The following is a 14,471-nucleotide window of genomic DNA, read 5'->3' as shown; positions in this document are numbered from 1 at the left end:
CGACCGGTAAGCGCGCCTTAGCGTCGGACGCATGCCCAAGGGTGCCGAGAGCTTGCTGGAAGTGCTGGCCGCGCACGACGTCGAGGTGGTGTTCGGCCTCCCGGGCGTCCACAACCTCGCCGTCTGGGAAGCGCTGGGACGGCATCCGGGCATCCGCATGATCGGCGTGCGCCACGAGCAGACGGCCGTCTACGCCGCCGACGGCTACGCCCGCGCCACCGGCAGGCTCGGCGTCGCGGTCGTGACCACCGGTCCCGGCGCCGCGAACACCCTGGGCGCCACCGGCGAGGCGTGGGCGTCGGGCAGCCCCGTGCTGGTGATCGCCACCGACATCCCGTCCACGCTCCGGCAGCCCGGCGTGTACCGCGGCGTCCTGCACGAGACGCGCGACCAGCGGGCGATGTTCGCGCCGGTGACCAAGGCGTCGTTCGACGTCCCCACCGCCGCGGAACTCCCCTCGTACGCCGACGAGGCCGTCCAGCACGCACTCACCAGTCCCCACGGCCCGGTGTACCTGGGGGTGCCGACGGACTTCCTGTCCGCCGAGGTGCCGAGCCACACCGTCACGAGGCCCGCCCCCGCGCACGCGGCCGTGGACCTCACCGAGGCCACCGCTCTCCTCGCCGGGTCCGCCCGGCCGCTCATCTGGGCGGGCGGTGGCGCGGCCCGTTCCGGTGCGGGACCGGCCATCGGGGCGTTGGCCGACAAGCTGGGCGCACCGATCATCACGACGTACGGCGCGCGCGGCCTGACGGACAGCCCTCTCGTAGTGCGCGGTCCCGTGCACGCACCACCCGTCGGAAAGCTCTGGGACGACGCCGATCTGGTGATCGGGATCGGCACCGACTTCGACGGCATGATGACGCAGAACTGGTTGCAGCCGAAGCCTCCCGCGCTGTTGGCCGTCAACATCGACGAGGCGGAGGCGAGCAAGAACTACCCGGCCGACGTCACGCTCGAAGGCGACGCCGCCACCGTCACCACCGCCCTGGCGGCCGCGCTGACCGCACGACCAGGTCACGCCGACGTCGACGCCCTCAACGCCGAGGTCCGCGCACTGGTGGAGGGAGACTCCCCCGAGGCCGTGAAGTTGTTGCGGGCGTTGGAGAACACCGACGCCACGATCGTCGCCGACATGTGCATCCCCGGCTACTGGATCGGCGGCTTCCACCACGTCACCAAACCGCGCGGGCTCGCCTACCCGGTCGGCTGGGGCACCCTCGGCTTCGGCTTCCCCGCGGCCATCGGCGCGGCGGTGCACGGCCGCACGATCGCGGTGGTCGGCGACGGCGGTTTCCTGTTCGCCTGCGGGGATCTGGCCACGCTGAGGCAGGAGGACCTCCCGCTCACCATCGTGCTCGTCGACGACGGCGGCTACGGCATGCTCCGCTACGACCAGCAGGTCGCGAACCACACCATCAGCGGCGTCGACCTCACCCGGCCCGACTTCGCGAGGCTCGCCGAGAGCTTCGGCATCCCCGCCGTCACGCTCGACGGCTTCGACGGCCTCGCGCACGCCCTGGCCGTCGCCCAGGGCCCCACCATGATCGTCGTCAACGCGAGCCTGCGGCCGCCGATCAACACCTCCCCGCGCTGGTACCGCAAAACGTCCACTTGATCAGGCAACCCCTGGGTACCGTCCCGCACATGGGACGTGGGCTCAGGATCGTGCTCATCGTGCAGGCGGTCGTGCTGACCGCGTTGTCGGGTCGCTACGGCTTCCACCGCGACGAGCTCTACTTCATCGCGGCGGGCAAACGGCTCGACTGGGGCTACGTGGACCAGCCCCCGATCACGCCTCTCCTCGCCCGCCTCGCCACCGGACTGTTCGGCGAGACACCGGTCGGTCTCCGCGTGGTCGCCACCCTGCTGGAACTGGGCACCACGGTCGTGGTCGCCCTGATCGCGAAGGAACTGGGCGGTGGCACGACGTTCGCCGCCGCGGCCGCCGCCACGTCGAGCTTCGTGCTGGCCGTGGGCCACATGCTCGCCACCGCCACCCCGGACTTCCTGATCTGGGTCCTGCTCGCCTACTTCGCGATCCGGCTGCTGAAGTCCGGTGACGGCCGGTGGTGGCTCGCCGTCGGCGCCACCGCCGGACTGGGCCTCGCGAACAAGTGGCTGCTGCTGTTGCTGCTCGCATCGCTGGGAATCGCGCTGCTCGCCGTGGGCCCGCGCTCCGTCCTGCGCACGTGGTGGTTCGCGGCGGGAGTCGCGGTGTGCGCCGCGCTGGCCGCACCGGTCGTGATCTGGCAGGCGCTGCACGACTTCCCGTTGCTCACCGTCGCCAGGGGCATCAGTGAGGACGACGGCACCGAGAACCGGATCCTGTTCCTCCCGATGCAGGTCCTGATGTTGTCCCCGCTGCTCGTCCCGGTGTGGGTCAACGGCTTCCGCACCCTCTGGCGCGACACCACGTTCCGATCGATCGCGCTCGCCTACCCGATCCTCTGCGCGCTGTGCCTGATCACCGGCGGCAAGCCCTACTACGCGCTCCCGCTGCTGCTCGTGCTGACGGCCGCCGGAGCCCGCCAGGCCCAGGAGTGGTTGCTGCGCACCAAAACGACCGGCCGCGTCCTGGTGGCGCTGACCCTCGTGCCGGGTCTGCTGATCTCCCTGCCGATCCTGCCGCCGAGCGCGCTGGGACCGGTGCTGGCCGTCAACCCGGAGCAGGGCGAGCAGATCGGCTGGCCGGAACTGGCCGCCACGGTCGAACAGGCGTGGCAGGACCACGACCACCCGGTGCTCATCACCCGCAACTACGGCCAGGCGAGCGCCGTGGAGGCCTACGCCGGCATCCCGGCCCACTCCGGCCACATGTCGTTCTACGACTGGGGACCTCCGCGGGTGACCACGGACGAGGTCCTGCTGGTCGGCTTCGCGCAGCCGCCGTTCACCGGCTGCACCGTGGTCGCCCGGCACCACAACACCGTGGAGAACGAAGAAGACGGCGTGGAGATCAAGCTGTGCACTGCACCAACAGAACCGTGGGACACCTTCTGGCCAAGACTCCGCCACTACTACTGAACTGACAAACTCACCAGGTGACCCGAACCTGGCCTGAGAAGCTCGCCACCGACGAAGCCGCGCTCGCGTGGGAGTTCCTGGACTTCCTGCGCAAGACCGCCGTCCTCAAGGTGGACGGCCTCACCCGCGAGCAGGCCGCGGCGGCCCCGATCGCCACGTCCCCGGGGCTGACGGCACTCGGCCTGCTCAAGCACCTCACCGCCGTCGAGCGGTACTGGCTGTGCATCGCCGGCGCGGGCCTCGACCTGCCGTCGTTGTGGCAGGGCGACCCGGACCCGTCGTGGCACCTCGAAGACGACGACACCCCGGCGTCGCTCATCCAGGCCTACCGCGAGGAATGGGCGAACGCCGAGGCGTTGAAGAAGCACGCCCCCGACGCCGTGGCGGCGGACGGCAAGCGCACCGTGCGGTGGATCCTGGCCCACGTGGCGCAGGAAACCGCGCGCCACGTGGGCCATCTGGACCTGATCCGCGAACTGGCGGACGGCCAGACCGGAGAGTAGGAGCGGCGCCAGATGCGTGTGTGGGGGCGCGGACAAAGTCCGCACCCCCACACACGAGTGATCTGCCTCAGACTGAAGCCGGGCCGGTCTCCTGGGCCTTGCGCCGGTCGGAACGCCACCAGAGATAGCGGGCGATCACGTCCACCACTCCCGTGACGACGAACCCCAGCACGAGTGCTCCGTGCGGCCAGTCGATCACCAGCCAGATGACCACCAAGGCGATCACCGGTCCCAGAGGGAAGTACCAGCAATTTCGCCCGAGCGGCTCGTGCACCAGCCAACGGCCCAGAGACACTACTTGTTCACCTTCCAAGCGTCGTGCGTGATGTTACCGACGCAGCCGAGCGCGAGCCCGCCGATCGCCGCGGAGATGATCTGGCGGCGGTTGGCTCCGCCTCCCCACGCGATGGCAGCGGGCCCTGCTCCCCAGGAGACGCAACGGAACGCCGCTCTGCCGCGGTTCTCGCCGACGTACCGCTTGACCTCCACCTTGCGCGTCTTCAACCCGTTCTTGAACGCGTTCCACCCGGACTTGACGCGGCTCACGGCGCTGACGGTCCTGGCTCGGACCCAGCTGCCCGCCTGCACGACCGCGCGGCCGGTCGCCTTCATGCCGCCCCAGATGCGCGGCGCCCACTTGACGCCCCACTTGATCCCCTGGCGGAGTGCGAACCTGCCGAGGATCGGCAGACCGACTCGAAGACCCGCCACCGCGAGGAAGAGACACGGCGGGCACTTTCCGTCGAGGTCGTTGGCGTTGACCGGGTCACCGCTGACGTAGTCGTAGTCGTTGGCCGACCCACCCTCGACCGGGTCCACGGACAGGAACCGACCGAGAAGCGGACTGTACGGACGGGCGCCCATCTGCACGAGCGACAGAGCACCGGCGTGCTCGTACGGACGCTGGTGTTGCCCGAGCCAGCCGAAGTCCATCTGGCCCGGCTGGTTGTCCGGCACGGCGTCCGCGTCGACCCTGCCGTCGCTCGCGATCGGCTCGCCGAACGGCGTGTAGTGCCGCAGCGCCCCGACCTGGTTGCCCGCCGCGTCCGTGCTGAGCACGATGTCGCCGCGCACGGACGGGTGGTCGTACGAGCGGCTGTCACCTCTGACAGTGACCAGGACGCCACCAGGCAGCGAGATCGACCGCACCAGCACCTTCTTGTCCTCGCCGAGCACGAAGTCCGAGGAGTCACCGTCACTGGTGTGGCCGTACAGCACGACCTGCTGGTCGTCCCCCTGCTCGGCGCCGCGGCGCACGATCCGGTCCGTGGCGTCGCGCTGGTACGCGACGGCAGCGGGGTCCGCACCGACCGAGCGAGCACCGACGTTGCGACCGGCCGTGTCCCACGACAGGTGCGTGGTGGAACCGTTGACCGTGTACTCCGTGGTGTTGCCGCTGTCGTCGTACTTGATGCCGGACACCGCGTTCGCACCCGTCGTGGCCAGGAGTCGGTCGGCCGCGTCGTAGCAGTAGTTCGTCGTCTGCGAGCCGCTGGCCGTCCGGTCGATCAGCTTGACCCTGTTGGTGTTCAGGCCTGCGTTGCCGACCGATCCGGCGGGACAACCCTCTGCCGCGGAGCCGAACTCATACGTGTAGACGTGCCCGCTGACCGCCGCGTTGGTCAGTCTTCCCGCAGCGTCATACACGTAGTTGTGACCGCCTGCGCCCGCATCGAAGCCGTTGAGCGTCTCGTCCACGATCGTGCCGGCGCGAGTGCGCGTGACGGTCGTGGGGATCTCGGTCCCCGGCTTGGTCTTCCACGTGAGCGAGGTGATCTGACCCGGGCCGTCCTTGCCGATCGCCGCCAGCGAGGTGCCGTTGGCGTAGGTCACGGACTTCAGCTCACCTGCGGCGTCATAGACCGGCGTGGCGAGCACGGTGCCGTCGAGCGAGGTGGTCAGCAGCCTGCCCGCGTCGTCGTATGTGCTGGTCGTGGTCTGCGCAGGGTTCAACGGCAGGTTGACCTTCTGCGACGTGGAGCGGCCCGCGCGGTCGTACTTGGTCTCGGTGCGCACGCCGTGCACGTCGGTGTACTCGACAGGGCGACCGAGCAGGTCGGTCCTGGTCGTGACGGTGCCGTTGTGGTCGGTCACGGCGGACACGAGCGGGTCGCTGTTCACCGCGTGGTTCGTGGTGACGACGCGCTCGCCCTCAGCGGCGTTCGCGGGGTTCTTGACCTGCACCACCCGGTCACGCTCGTCGTACGCGGTGCACGTCCACTTGCCCGCGGTGCCCTGCGCCACCACGCGGCCCGACGCGTCGAAGATCTGCTCGTCCTCACGAGCGGATCCGGTCGCCGGCGCGGGTGACCTGGTGAGCTTCGCGAGCCCGCCCTGGTTGATCGCCTCGACCGCAGGGGTGCACGGGTTGTCCCGCGTCTCCTGGTCGCCGTAGTAGGCGAACGTGGTCTGAGCCCCCGTGGGCGAGGTCTCGGCGATCTTGCGCAGGTAGCCGGTGCCGACGGCTTCGTAGGTGGTCTTGACCGCCTGTCCCTTCTGGGTCGTCGTGGTGACCAGGCCGTAGGCGGCGTCGAGCCCGTTCTCGCCGAACTTGCTGGACGAGACCTGCGGCTGGAGGCCCAGGGACTCGCCCTTGGTCGTCGACGTCGTGTGCCCGTACTTCGGCTTCATGCTCGTCGCGGGCACCACCTGTTGGACACCGCCGGGGGTGGTCCAGTGCAGTTCGAGCTGTGCGAACGAGGTCTGGTCGTAGTACTCGACTCGGATCTTCTTGGCGGCGCCCGCCGACGGGCTGTTGACCGTCGCCTCACGCCACTTCGCGGGGCTGTCGATCCAGTCGTCGACGACGTTCACGTCGTCGATCCACACCCTGACACCGTCGTCGGCCACGACGCGCAGCTTGTAGTTGCCCGACTCGGGAAACACGATGTCGCCGGTCGCCCGCAGCGAGTAGCCGTCCGCGGGGATGCCCGTGACCGGTTCGGCTTCGCCCCAGTTGCGGGCGAACGTTCCGTCCGCGGCCAGACCGGTCTGGAACACCTTCGGCGCCCCGATCATGTCCTTGTTGTCGTAGTAGGACACCGCGAGACCGTTGATGCCCTCGTCGAAGGCTGTCTTGGAGTGCGGGACGGTGGCCGCGCAGTCAGGCTTGAGCTCCTGCCCCTGGAAGCACGAAGCCGGACCCGGACCGAAGTTGTCGGTCGGGCGGTCCTGCGCGTCGTACAACGTGGTCGACACCCTGCCGGCGGCGTCCGTGGAGGTCAGCAGCTGGTCCTTGACGCTCCACGTCTGTGACGTCGTCCTGCCGGTGGCGTCCGTGCTGGACAGCAGCCGGAAGGCGTCGTCGTAGACCACCTTGCGGGAGAAGCCGATGATCGGATTGAGCCCGGCGATGTCCACATAGGACGTCTTCGCCGCCGTGTCGTAGCGGTACGTGTGGAAGCCGCGTTCCTCACCCTGCGTGGTTTGCGGCTGGTAGACCGTACGCGCCACCGGCTTCGCCGCCGTGTGGTCGTAGTAGTGAACGATGTAGTTCGCGGCATCGGAATCCCGGTTCGCGTGGTCCCGCGAAACCCAGTCGGCCGCAAGGCTGTCGCGCATGCCGTCGAGGACGCCGTTGGTCGTGAAGCTGAACTGGGTCATCTCACGACCCGGGTCCTCCACCGCGACGAGGTTGCCCCGGTAGTAGAACAACTTCGTCTGGCTGCCGTCCCAGTACTCGATGCGGCAGAGCATCTGCGACGGTGGCAGCTTCTCCGCGTCCGGCGGAGGGTTGGCGCCCGCGTAGCAGTTGTCGCCCGGCCGGTTGTAGTGCAGCTTGTGCGAGCGGCCCGAGACCGGGTCCTTGATCTCCTTGAGGCGTGACGGCGAGCCGTCGTACACGTACCGCAGCCCGGCCGGCTTGCGGGTGTCGACCGCGCTGGACTGGGACTCCAGCTTGCCCGCGGAGTTGAACGCGTACACGTCGGTGCCGTAGGTCAGCGTGATGCGCCCTGCCGAGTCCAGGGCCAGGGTGCCCACCTCACCTTCCGGCGGGCTGTAGCCGCCGGTCGACTTCTTCGTCCAGGTGTGCTTGGCACCCGATCCGTCGGTCAGCACGACGTTCTGGTCGGTGACCTTCGCCTCCGTGAACGTGGAGCCCGTGCCGTCGATGTCGGCGGACAACAGCCAGCCCTTGGGCAGGGCGGGAAGGTCCGACGAGTGCAGCCAGTCCGCGGGGACGATCTGCGGCGGCACGGTGGTGTTGTCGGTCGTGCGGGTGAACAGGCGCAGGTACGCGGCGCCACTGACCTCAGCGAGCTCGACCTTGATCGGCACCCGCTGACCCGCGGTCAGCTTCACACTGGTCGCGACGCCCCAGTTGACGTCACTGCAGCACCCCTGGTCGTAGACAGAGTTCCCGTTGACCCACACCCTCAGCCGGTCGTCGTGCACACCGGCGAACTGGTAGTCACCGGTCGCCGGGGCCTGGAAGTACCCCTCCCAGCGCGCCACGAACCAGTCCTTCTGCAGCGCGGGCGCGAACGGTGAGGTGTCGCCCCAGTCCACGTTGACCTGAGGCTCGGTGCGCACCAGTACCGGTTCCTGTTGCGGACTGATCTCACCGTTGTGCGACAGGTCCGGGAAGTACGAGGCCCGCAGGCCCTTCTGCTCCTGCTGCTGGGAGTTGTAGGTCATCGTCAGGCCTGCCTCGCCACCGACGGTGTTGAACGTCGGCGACTTGACGGACGTGGTGACGTTGCCGTTGGCCAGGTTGACCGAGATCGGGCCCAGGGCGTCGTCCGGGGCGGGTCCCTTGTTGCCGATCCGCTGGTCGACCTTCAGGTGGAACACCGGGCTCGGGATGCGCGAGGTGGCACCGCTGACGGCCTTGGCCTGCCAGGTGTAGGCGACGCCGTCCTGCAGGACGCCCGGCGGGACCGTCCAGTTGGGCTGGTCGAGACAGCCGGAGTCGACGACGACGCCGGTCTTGGCGTCCGGGCCGGTGGCGACGGTGAAGCAGTACTTCACCGGCTCGCCGTCCGGGTCGGCGACGGGGGTGACCGCGAGGTTCGGCGTCGTGTTCGTGATGACGCTGTGGTCCGCGGGGTGGACGAGCAACGGGGCGGGCGGCGCCGAACCCGTGTCGACCGTCAACGTGACCGTGGTGTCCTTGTAGGTCCACGCGCCCGGCTGCTCCGTGCCCACGATCATGAACGTGGCCATGTGCCGGATGTCCGCGATGTGCTGGAGGAAGCTCACCAGGCTGTCGCCGGTGAGCGTGCCCACCTGGCCGACGAGACCGGTGGCCAGCAGGCCCCCGAGACCGTTGAAGTCCATCGCCGAGGCGTGGTACAGCTGCGCCTGGTAGGTCTTGTCCGGGCTGAGCGGACCGGTCTTCTTCGTCACGTCGACCTTGGCGCCGACGATGCGCTGGCCGTACAGCGGCTGGTAGTCGAAGCGGATGGCGCTGCGCCAGTACTTGTCACCGCGGTCCAGCGAGTTGCCGAACTGCACGCCGCACATCTGGCACCAGAAGCCGTCGGACTTGTACGACTCGGCGTAGGTGACGCCGAAGCTGAACGTCGGGTCGACGCTGACCGGGTAGACCCGCTTCGGGTCCTTCAGCCACGCCTCGTCGACGGCGACCGTGAGCACCCAATCCTGGCCCGCCTTCTCGACGGTGTAGGTGCCACCGGTCTGCGCGGGCGGCGTCTCCTCGGCCTTGCCGGAGGAGTCCCACGTGACGATCGGCGGCATGACGATCTTCGGGGTGCCCTTGGCGTCCCGCAGCTCGACCGTGCCCTGCTCCGTCACGGCCGGGACCAGGTCGCCGGTCTTGAGGGTGAACCGCCACCTGTTGGTAGACGGCACCTTCTTCAGCAGGATGGTCTCCTTGACCGCCCCCGCCGTGACCTCGTACTGCAGGTCCGTGTCGGGGGCGACGTCGGTGTACTCCACCGTGGAGTCCGAGACCTTGGCCCGCTTGTCCTTGGCCGGCTTCTCCGGCGCCAGCGAGACTTTGTCGCCGTCGTACTCGACGGTGATCAGCGCCGGGTCGTCCGCCTTGCCCGCGAGCGTGGGGCTGAGCGGGTGTTGCTTCGCCTTCACCCGGCGCGTCGGGGTGTCGGCCACCAGCGTCGGGTCGACCGGCTGCCACGACCCGTTGGCGTCCTTGACGTTCAGCGGTTCCGTGGACTGCTTGAGCGTCTTGGTGCCGTCCGGGTTGGTGTACTCGTTGACGAACATCGACCGGGAGGTCACCTGCGACTTCACCGGGTCGAAGCTCGAGCCCTCCCGCTTGGCCAGCGGACCGAAGTCCGCCTTCGGGTCCGCCGCCGCGACGGGCGGGGCGGGCACTTCACGTCCCTTGAGCACCGGCAGATGGGTCGGATCGACCGCCGTGGGCTTCGCGGGAGGCGCGGCGAACGCGGGTGCGGACGCCAGACTGATCGTCAGAGATGTTGCGAGCGCAGCGGCAAGCACCCGTGCGAATCTTCGCGCACGAGTGTGCCGCGTCGCAGAGCGACGCGTCATGTTCGGTATGTCCCCCAGGTCAGAAAGGAGCCGGCGCGGGTTTCCGCGACCCGAACCGGTCCCCTGATAGTTGATCGCCGCTGAGCATGCCCAAATCGGACATAAGAAATCAATGGGCCGTTCGGCGCAAGTAACTGTGCGTGCAACTGCGCTCACACGCTGGCGCAGGCCCTCACTTTTCGCCTGGCCAGAGCGGTGTCAGTGGGACGAAGACCCGTCGAGCGCGTTACCGGCGGCGGCGAGCGGCGTGAGCGTTGCACGCGACCGCAGCAGGCGGTCACGGAGGGACGGGTGCGCCAGTGCGGCGGCGGCCGATCCGCACGCCGGCCCTGGCGAGGCGGATCGCCGCTGCCGCCTGGGTTCTGACCCACCACCTGTGGTCGTGGAGGCGGTCGATGATCGGCGGCAGGGCAGCCGTGTTCGCCGTGTCCCCCAACGCCAGCACCGCGATCTGGCGGTGGGTCGCGACCCAGCTCGTCGCGTCCGACGTGATGCGCCGAACCGGATTTGCCTTGTGCAGCTTGGTGATTCCGCAGAGCCACACCCACGGGCTGCGGTAGACCTCTTCGCCCAGCCGACGGCGGATCGGCCGTCTGCCTCGGTGTAGAAGTGCCGCAGCGCGTAGGCCGGGTCGCGGTGCGGGTCGCGTTCCGCGAGCACTCGGCAGAGCAGCGAGCGCGCCGGGCCTGCCTCGTCGAGGGCGGCGAGGACCAGTTCCTCGACACCCGGTTCGGTCGTGTCGATCAAATGGCGGACGTGCGCGCTCAGATCCGGCGCGTCCCAGTTCCGGATCCCAGCCAGCGCACCGTCGCTGCCGAGTTCCTCCACTTCGCCATCATGGCTGACTCACGTGGCCGCCCACGGTGTTCTGGCAGACCTCACGCAGAGCGTCCACCGCGTCACGCAGCAACGGGTTGGTGTTCGCCGTGCGGTGCACCACGTACACGTGCCTGCGCAAAGGCTTGTGCCGCAACGGCATCGCGTGCGTGCCCGGCAAGCCCTTGTGACCGAGCGCAGGCACCAGCGCGACGCCGACACCAGCCCCCACCAGCGACTGCACGACCTCGTAGTCGTTGCTGCGGAAGACGATTCTCGGCGCGAACCCCACTGCGGCGCACAACCTCGTGAGGCAGGTGGCGCCGGACGTTCCGTCGCGTGATGCGATCCACCTCTCGTCCTTGAGATCTTCCAGTTTGACGTTGTTCTTCGCCGCCCGGTGCTCGGCCGGCACCAGGACGAGCAGTGCCTCGTCGAGCAGCGGCACCACGGTCAGCTCCTCCTGCCACGTCCTCGGCACGAGGTCGTACGCGTACACCAGCGCCAGGTCGAGCTCGCCGGTCAGCACCAGCGGCAGCACGTCGTCCGGCTCCGCCTCGTCGAGACGGATCTCGGCGTCCGGCAGGTCCGCCTGCAGGCGCGCCAGGGCTCGCGGCACGATCCGCGCGCTCGCCGTGGGGAACGTGCCGATGCGCAGGCGGCCGCGCAGGCCCTGCACCATCGCCTTCACCTCGTGCTCGAACCCGTCGAACGCGGCGAGCAGCTCGCCGCCGCGATCGGCGATCAGCAGGGCGGCGCTCGCGGGCCTGATCGAGTGCGCCTCGCGTTCGAACAGCGTCACACCGACCGCCCGCTCGAACGCCGAGATCTGCTGCGACACGGCAGACGACGTGTACCCGAGCCGCCGGGCGGCCTCGGCGAACGACCCCGCCTTCACGACCTCGACGAGCGTGCGGAGGTGAACCGGATTCAGCACCAGCCGAGCTTATGCTCAACGTCGCGAGGTTTCACTCTGCGACCTCTGGCGCATCCGCCGCCCACCTACCAGGGTGGATCGCATGCCGTACATCTCCACGAACCCGTCGAACACCTCCGACGTGGTCGCCGAGATCGAGCTCGCGACCAGCCGCGCCTTCGTCGACGCGGCCCACCGGGCCAAAGCCGCCCAACGCGCGTGGGCACGCGTGCCCGCGCCCGTGCGAGGCCAGGTCATCGGCAACATCGGACGCCTGGTCGAGGCCAACTTCGAACCCCTGGCCCAGCTCGTGACCCGCGAGATCGGCAAGCCGATCGGCGAAGCCCGCGGCGAGGTCCAGGAGATCGTCGACACCTGTGACTTCTTCGTCGGCGAGGGCAGGCGCCTCTACGGGCAGACGGTCCCCTCCGAGATGCCCGACAAGCAGCTCTTCACGTTCCGCAACCCGGTCGGCGTCGCGGCGATCATCACCGCCGGCAACTTCCCGGTCGCCGTCCCGTCCTGGTACATCGTCCCCGCCCTGCTGTGCGGCAACTCGGTCGTGTGGAAGCCCGCCGAGTACTCCGCTGCCTCGGCCCAGGCCTTCTACGACGTGTTCCAGGCCGCGGGCATCCCCGCCGGCGTGTTCGAGATCGTCTTCGCCGAGGGCTCGGAGACGTTCACCGGTCTGGAGCAGTCGTTGCAGCAGGGCGTCGTCGACAAGGTCGGCTTCACCGGCTCCAGCGAGGTCGGCGTGCGCATCGGCGAACTGTGCGGCCGCCACCTCCAGACGCCGTGCCTGGAGCTGGGCGGCAAGAACCCGATGGTCGTCACCGAGGACGCGGACCTCGACCTCGCGGTCCAGGGCGCGCTGTTCGCCGGCTTCGGCTCCGCGGGCCAGCGTTGCACCTCGCTCGGCACGGCGATCGTGCACGAGTCGCGGTACGACGAGTTCCTGACCCGGTTCACCGAGGCCGTCGCCGGAGCCACCGTGGGCGACCCGACCGGGGACGTCCTCTACGGACCGTTGCTGGACGAGAAGTTCGCGCTGGCGTACGAGAAGTACCTCGGCTGGATCGGCGAGCACCACACGGTGCACGGCCCGACCGGCCGGATCACCGCCACCAGCCCGCGCGGCGACTTCACTGGCGAGAACGGCTTCTTCTACCACCCCGCAATCGTTTCCGGTGTGCGCGACGACGACGAGCTCTTCCTCCAGGAGACGTTCGGGCCGATCGTCGGCGTCATGAAGTACTCGGACCTCGACGAGGCGATCGAGCTCGGCAACAAACCGGGCTACGGCCTCTCGTGCTCGATCTACACCACGGACCCGGACAAGGCCTTCCGGTTCCGCGCCGGCATCTCCGCCGGAATGGTGAGCGTCAACAACTCGACGTCCGGGGCCGAGGCGCACCTGCCGTTCGGCGGCAACGGCAAGAGCGGCAACGGCTCCCGGCAGTCGGGCGTGTGGGTGCTCGACCAGTTCACCCGCTGGCAGTCCATGAACTGGGACTACTCCGGGAAGCTGCAGAAAGCGCAGATGGACACTCTCGCGATCGAGGCGAACCTTGACTTCCGCCTCGCCTGAGCTGCCCGCTCAAGCAGAGGTCGTCGTCATCGGCGGCGGGGTGATCGGCACATCCATCGCCTTTCACCTCGCCGAGGCAGGAGTCCGGGACGTGGTGGTCGTCGAGAAGGATGATCTGGGGTCCGGCTCCACCTGCAAAGCGGCGGGTGGAGTGCGCGCCCAGTTCTCCGACGAACTGAACATCAGGCTCGGAGCTCGCTCAATCGAACTGTTCCAACGCTTTCCGCAGCGTCCGGGGCAGGTGATCGACCTGCACCAGGTCGGCTATCTGTTCCTCCTCTCCTCTCGGGACCACGTCACGGCGTTCGAGCGCAACGTCGACCTCCAGAACTCCCTCGGCGTGCGCAGTCGAATGCTGACTGTCGAGGAAGCATGGCGGATGTCGCCGCTGATCGAGACGGACGGCCTGCTCGCGGCGGCGTTCTCTCCGGACGACGGGCACTGCACGCCTGAGTCCGTCGTCCTCGGTTACGCCACCGCTGCCCGCCGGTTCGGTGCCCGCTTCAGCACTCGAACCACCGTGAAATCGATACTAGGGACGGGGTCCGACAGTTTTCGCGTGGAGACGACGGGCGGGGCCGTTTCGGCGCGGAAAGTCGTCTGCGCGGCCGGCGCCTGGTCCCGCGAGATCGGCGCGATGGTGGGCGTCGACCTGCCGGTTTCCCCGCTGCGACGGCAGATCATGTTCACCGAACCCATGCCGGAGCTACACGATCGGGTGACGCCCTTCACCATCGACTTCGGCAGCACCTTCTACTTCCACCGCGAGGGTCCGGGGCTGCTGTTCGGCATGTCCGACCCCGACGAGACGCCGGGCTTCAAGCTGGACGTGTCCGACGCGTGGCTGCCGCGGCTCACCGAGGCGATCGGCAGGCGCGCGCCGAGGCTGCTGGACGTGGGCGTGCGCGACGGGTGGGCCGGGCTGTACGAGGTGACACCCGACCACAACGCGCTCATCGGCTCGGCCGGAAACTTCTTCTACGCCACCGGTTTCAGCGGGCACGGCTTCCTGCAGGGGCCCGCGGTCGGCGAGGTCGTGCGCGACCTCGTGCTCGGTCGCGACCCCTTCGTCGACGTGTCCGCGCTGGACGCCTCCAGGTTCGCCGCCGACCGGGCGCGACCCGAACTCAACTGCGTGTGAGGG

Annotated in this window: 9 protein-coding genes; 5 read left to right on the top strand and 4 right to left on the bottom strand. The window is 69.0% G+C overall.

The genetic code is table 11. From position 1 onward, the window contains the following. Positions 1 to 31: 31 nt before the first annotated feature. The 3 genes from QSK25_RS16275 to QSK25_RS16265 are packed head-to-tail and all read left to right on the top strand — an operon-like array spanning position 32 to position 3,530. Entirely contained in the window at positions 32 to 1,618 is a 1,587-nt protein-coding gene (locus QSK25_RS16275) for a thiamine pyrophosphate-binding protein (protein ID WP_285639163.1), read from the top strand. A 29-nt stretch (positions 1,619 to 1,647) separates the two neighbouring features. Next, positions 1,648 to 3,027 carry a glycosyltransferase family 39 protein gene (locus QSK25_RS16270; protein ID WP_285639162.1) on the top strand — a complete coding sequence of 460 codons (1,380 nt, stop codon included), beginning with the start codon at positions 1,648 to 1,650 and terminating at the stop codon, positions 3,025 to 3,027. Positions 3,028 to 3,044: 17 nt separating this feature from the next. Then, on the top strand, positions 3,045 to 3,530 hold the full coding sequence (locus QSK25_RS16265; RefSeq protein WP_285639161.1) for a DinB family protein: 486 nt from the start codon (positions 3,045 to 3,047) through the stop codon (positions 3,528 to 3,530). Positions 3,531 to 3,597: 67 nt separating this feature from the next. Here the strand turns inward: QSK25_RS16265 and QSK25_RS16260 are convergent, their stop codons facing one another. The 4 genes from QSK25_RS16260 to QSK25_RS16245 all read right to left on the bottom strand — a co-directional run bounded on the left by QSK25_RS16260 (position 3,598) and on the right by QSK25_RS16245 (position 11,760). Beyond that, positions 3,598 to 3,825, bottom strand: a complete 228-nt coding sequence (locus QSK25_RS16260) for a hypothetical protein (RefSeq protein ID WP_285639159.1) — start codon at positions 3,823 to 3,825, stop codon at positions 3,598 to 3,600. Continuing rightward, entirely contained in the window at positions 3,825 to 9,956 is a 6,132-nt protein-coding gene (locus QSK25_RS16255; protein WP_285639157.1) for a PA14 domain-containing protein, read from the bottom strand. The genes QSK25_RS16260 and QSK25_RS16255 overlap by 1 nt, the downstream gene beginning before the upstream one ends. Before the next feature lie 328 nt (positions 9,957 to 10,284). Further along, positions 10,285 to 10,551: a hypothetical protein gene (locus QSK25_RS16250; RefSeq protein ID WP_285639155.1), complete on the bottom strand. Its 267-nt coding sequence runs from the start codon at positions 10,549 to 10,551 to the stop codon at positions 10,285 to 10,287. A 291-nt stretch (positions 10,552 to 10,842) separates the two neighbouring features. Further along, positions 10,843 to 11,760: a LysR family transcriptional regulator gene (locus QSK25_RS16245; protein WP_285639153.1), complete on the bottom strand. Its 918-nt coding sequence runs from the start codon at positions 11,758 to 11,760 to the stop codon at positions 10,843 to 10,845. Positions 11,761 to 11,842: 82 nt separating this feature from the next. Here QSK25_RS16245 and QSK25_RS16240 point away from each other — a divergent pair, with 82 nt between their 5' ends. Both QSK25_RS16240 and QSK25_RS16235 read left to right on the top strand, forming a co-directional pair. Continuing rightward, positions 11,843 to 13,327 (top strand): aldehyde dehydrogenase family protein, encoded by a 1,485-nt coding sequence (locus QSK25_RS16240; protein ID WP_285639151.1) that lies wholly within the window; start codon positions 11,843 to 11,845, stop codon positions 13,325 to 13,327. Further along, positions 13,308 to 14,468, top strand: a complete 1,161-nt coding sequence (locus QSK25_RS16235) for an NAD(P)/FAD-dependent oxidoreductase (protein ID WP_285639149.1) — start codon at positions 13,308 to 13,310, stop codon at positions 14,466 to 14,468. The genes QSK25_RS16240 and QSK25_RS16235 overlap by 20 nt, the downstream gene beginning before the upstream one ends. Positions 14,469 to 14,471 lie beyond the last annotated feature (3 nt).

Origin of the sequence: Lentzea sp. NBRC 102530 (assembly GCF_030269365.1) — a bacterium.
Taxonomy (GTDB): domain Bacteria; phylum Actinomycetota; class Actinomycetes; order Mycobacteriales; family Pseudonocardiaceae; genus Lentzea.
This window is presented reverse-complemented; position numbering and strand designations above follow the sequence as displayed.